At 71.1% G+C, this 3,397-nt stretch carries 4 protein-coding genes and 1 pseudogene; 3 read left to right on the top strand and 2 right to left on the bottom strand.

The annotated features are described in order from the left end of the window. Positions 1-825, top strand: an 825-nt coding sequence (locus HO151_RS06020) for an MFS transporter (protein WP_173895062.1), incomplete at its 5' end; no start/stop codon positions are given. A 72-nt stretch (positions 826-897) separates the two neighbouring features. Here the strand turns inward: HO151_RS06020 and HO151_RS06015 are convergent. Continuing rightward, the gene (locus HO151_RS06015; RefSeq protein WP_173895061.1) at positions 898-1,128 is read right to left on the bottom strand and encodes a hypothetical protein; all 231 of its coding nucleotides are present in this window, start codon (positions 1,126-1,128) and stop codon (positions 898-900) included. Between the two features lie 58 nt (positions 1,129-1,186). Between HO151_RS06015 and map the strand changes: the two genes are divergently transcribed. Both map and HO151_RS06005 read left to right on the top strand, forming a co-directional pair. Next, on the top strand, positions 1,187-2,044 hold the full coding sequence (gene map / locus HO151_RS06010; RefSeq protein WP_173895060.1) for a type I methionyl aminopeptidase: 858 nt from the start codon (positions 1,187-1,189) through the stop codon (positions 2,042-2,044). A 199-nt stretch (positions 2,045-2,243) separates the two neighbouring features. Next, positions 2,244-2,903: a heme oxygenase (biliverdin-producing) gene (locus HO151_RS06005; RefSeq protein WP_173895059.1), complete on the top strand. Its 660-nt coding sequence runs from the start codon at positions 2,244-2,246 to the stop codon at positions 2,901-2,903. A gap of 316 nt (positions 2,904-3,219) precedes the next feature. Here HO151_RS06005 and HO151_RS06000 read toward each other — a convergent pair. Then, positions 3,220-3,397: pseudogene (locus HO151_RS06000) on the bottom strand (PhzF family phenazine biosynthesis protein); the annotation flags it as partial.

Genomic DNA, 3,397 nt, shown 5'->3' with positions numbered 1-3,397 from the left:
GGGGTCGCCGGCCCGGCGGTGGCGGGGCTCGTCGTGGCGTACGCGGGGCTCGGCTGGGCCTATGCCGCGGACCTCGCCACCTTCGTGGTCTCCCTCGTGCTGGCCGTGGGGCTCGCCTCGTCGCCCGCCGCGCACGAGGCGGCCAAGCCGTCGCTGCGGGCGATCGCGGAGGGGGCCCGGTACGCGTGGAGCCGCAAGGAGCTGCTGGGTACGTACGCGATCGACCTGGCGGCCATGTTCTTCGCCTTCCCGCTCGCCGTACTGCCGTTCCTGGCGGACGAGCTGGACGCCGAGTGGTCGCTGGGACTGATGTACGCCGCCCTGCCCGCCGGGTCGCTGCTGGTGAGCCTCACCAGTGGGTGGACCTCGCGGGTCCACCGGCACGGGCGGGCGGTGGTGCTGGCGGCGGCCTGCTGGGGGGTGGCGATGGTGGCCGCGGGCGCGGTGCGCGACGTGTGGCTGGTGCTGCTGTTCCTGACGCTCGCCGGCTCCTGCGACATGGTCAGCGGGATCTTCCGGGCGGCCATGTGGAACCAGACCATCCCGGACGAGCTGCGGGGGCGGCTGGCGGGGATAGAGCTGCTGTCGTACTCGGTGGGGCCGCAGCTGGGGCAGGTCCGCGCGGGCGGGATGGCCGCGCTCCTCTCGGTGCGGGCGTCCGTGTGGACCGGGGGCGTGATGTGCGTGGCCGCCGTGGGGGCGCTGGCCTTGTGCCTGCCGAAGCTCATGGCGTACGACGTGCGGACGAACGAGCACGCGGTGCGGATGAAGTCCCTGCGGGGAGGGGGAGGGGGCGGGGAAGGGGTGGCCGGGACCGGTTCGTAGGGGCGGGCCGTATGCGGCCGGTCGCGCGGTTCCCCGCGCCCCCGGACGGTCGGGGGGCGGGGGGGAAGGGGTTCAGTTCTCGTCCGCGCCCCGCGGAGCGGGATCGTGCCACCTGGGGTCCGTCTCCCAGTCGAGATTGCGTTCACGGGCGGTGTCCATCGCCCGCTGGGCCTCCGTGCGGGACGCGTAGGGACCGAAGCGGTCCTTCGCGGGGCACTCGGGGCCCTCCTCGACCTTCTTGTGCTCCAGGCAGTAGTACCACTCGCCCGGTTTGCCGACCGTACGCTTCTTGAACAGGGCCATGACCAGCTCCTCTCGCCACCGACATGTTCCCCCGTGCGCGCTGGTTAGACTCCCTGGCATGTCTGGCCAGTCGCTGCTCGTTCCAGGGGAGCTCTCCCCCACCCGTTCCGTGCCCGGGAACATCCGCCGCCCCGAGTACGTCGGCAAGCCCGCACCGACCCCGTACACCGGTCCCGAGGTGCAGACGCCCGAGACGGTCGAGGCGATGCGGGTCGCCGGCCGGATCGCCGCGCGGGCGATGGCGGAGGCCGCGAAGCTCATCGCGCCCGGTGTCACCACGGACGAGCTGGACCGCGTCGCGCACGAGTACATGTGCGACCACGGCGCCTACCCCTCCACGCTCGGTTACCGCGGCTTCCCGAAGTCCCTGTGCACCTCCGTGAACGAGGTCATCTGCCACGGCATCCCGGACTCCACGGTCCTGCGGGACGGCGACATCATCAACCTCGACGTGACGGCGTACATCGGGGGCGTGCACGGCGACAACAACGCCACGTACCTCGTCGGCGACGTGGACGAGGAGTCGCGGCTGCTGGTCGAGCGGACCCGGGAGTCGCTGGAGCGGGCCATCAAGGCGGTCAAGCCCGGCCGGCAGCTCAACATCATCGGCCGGGTCATCGAGTCGTACGCGAAGCGCTTCGGGTACGGGGTCGTGCGGGACTTCACCGGGCACGGCATCAACTCGTCGTTCCACTCCGGGCTGATCGTCCCGCACTACGACAGTCCGCACGCCACGACCGTGATCCGGCCGGGGATGACGTTCACGATCGAGCCGATGCTGACGCTCGGGACGTACGAGTACGAGATGTGGGACGACGGGTGGACCGTCGTCACGAAGGACCGGCGGCGGACCGCGCAGTTCGAGCACACGCTGGTCGTCACGGACAGCGGGGCCGAGATCCTCACGCTGCCGTAGTCGTTCTCCGGTTCAGCCGTTCTCCGGTTCGCCACACCGCCGTCCGCTCGTCCCGAGCGGGCGGCTCTTTCATGTGGAGGCGGGGGAGATTCCGGGTACGGTTTTACCGACAGCGCGTCGGAAACCTGTTGACTTAGGTAAGCCTAACCATAGAAGATTGGTCCGGCTCCCGTCTCCCCCGTTCGCCCCCGGAGGTCCCATGAACGCGTCGGGCACACCCTTCTCCACGCTCATCCGCACCGCGTCCCACGAACAGCACGTGGAGGCGGAGACCTCGACGTTCATGAGCGACCTGCTCGGCGGCCGGCTCGGGGTGGACGCGTACGCGCGCTACACCGAGCAGCTGTGGTTCGTCTACGCCGCGCTGGAGGCGGCGGCCCCCGAACTGTCCGGGGACCCGGTGGCGGGCCCGTTCGTCCGGCCCGAGCTGATGCGGCTCGCCGCGCTGGAGCGGGACCTCGCGCACCTGCGGGGCACGGGGTGGCGCGAGGGGCTCGCCGCGCTGCCCGCGACGCGGGAGTACGCCGACCGGATCACCGAGTGCGCCCTGACGTGGCCCGGCGGGTACGTCGCGCACCACTACACGCGCTATCTCGGCGACCTCTCCGGTGGGCAGATCATCCGCGGCAGGGCGGAGAAGACGTGGGGGTTCGCGCGCAAGGGCGACGGGGTGCGGTTCTACGTCTTCGAGGAGATCGGGAACCCGGCGGCGTTCAAGCGGGAGTACCGGGAGCTGCTCGACGGGGTGGCCGCGGACGATCTGGAGAAGCAGCGGATCGTCGCCGAGTGCCGGCGGGCGTTCGCGTTGAACACGGGGGTGTTCCGGGCGCTGGGGGAAGAGTTCCGCATCAGCGCGTGAGCGTTCCACTGGGGTGGGGGTTGTCGGTGGGGGTGGGTGCGGGTTCGTTCTCGGGTGCAGGGCGGTGAGGGCTGGCCGCGCAGTTCCCCGCGCCCCTTGAAAGCAGGGACCGTGCCGTCTCCCGTGCCCCTCAAAGGCAAAAGACCGCGCAGTTCCCCGCGCCCCTTAAAAGCAAAGACCGTGCCGTCTCCCGTGCCCCTCAAAGGCAAAAGACCGCGCAGTTCCCCGCGCCCCTTAAAAGCAAAGACCGTGCCGTCTCCCGTGCCCCTCAAAGGCAAAAGACCGCGCAGTTCCCCGCGCCCCTCGGGGGCGGGGGTCAGCGTTCCAGGAACACTCTTCCGGCCAGTTCCAGCCAGCCCTCCGGCTGGGGGGCCGTGAGGAGTTGGGAGCCTTTGCCCTGGGTGATGTTCAGGGCGCGGCCCAGCAGGGCCGTCAGGTGCAGGGCCGCGGCGCCCGTCGCCTCGTCCTCCTCCGCGGCCTCCCCCCGGCCGGGG

Source organism: Streptomyces sp. 8P21H-1 (genome assembly GCF_013302945.1).
The sequence above is the reverse complement of the archived record's forward strand: the minus strand, read 5'-3'. Positions and strand labels throughout refer to the sequence as shown.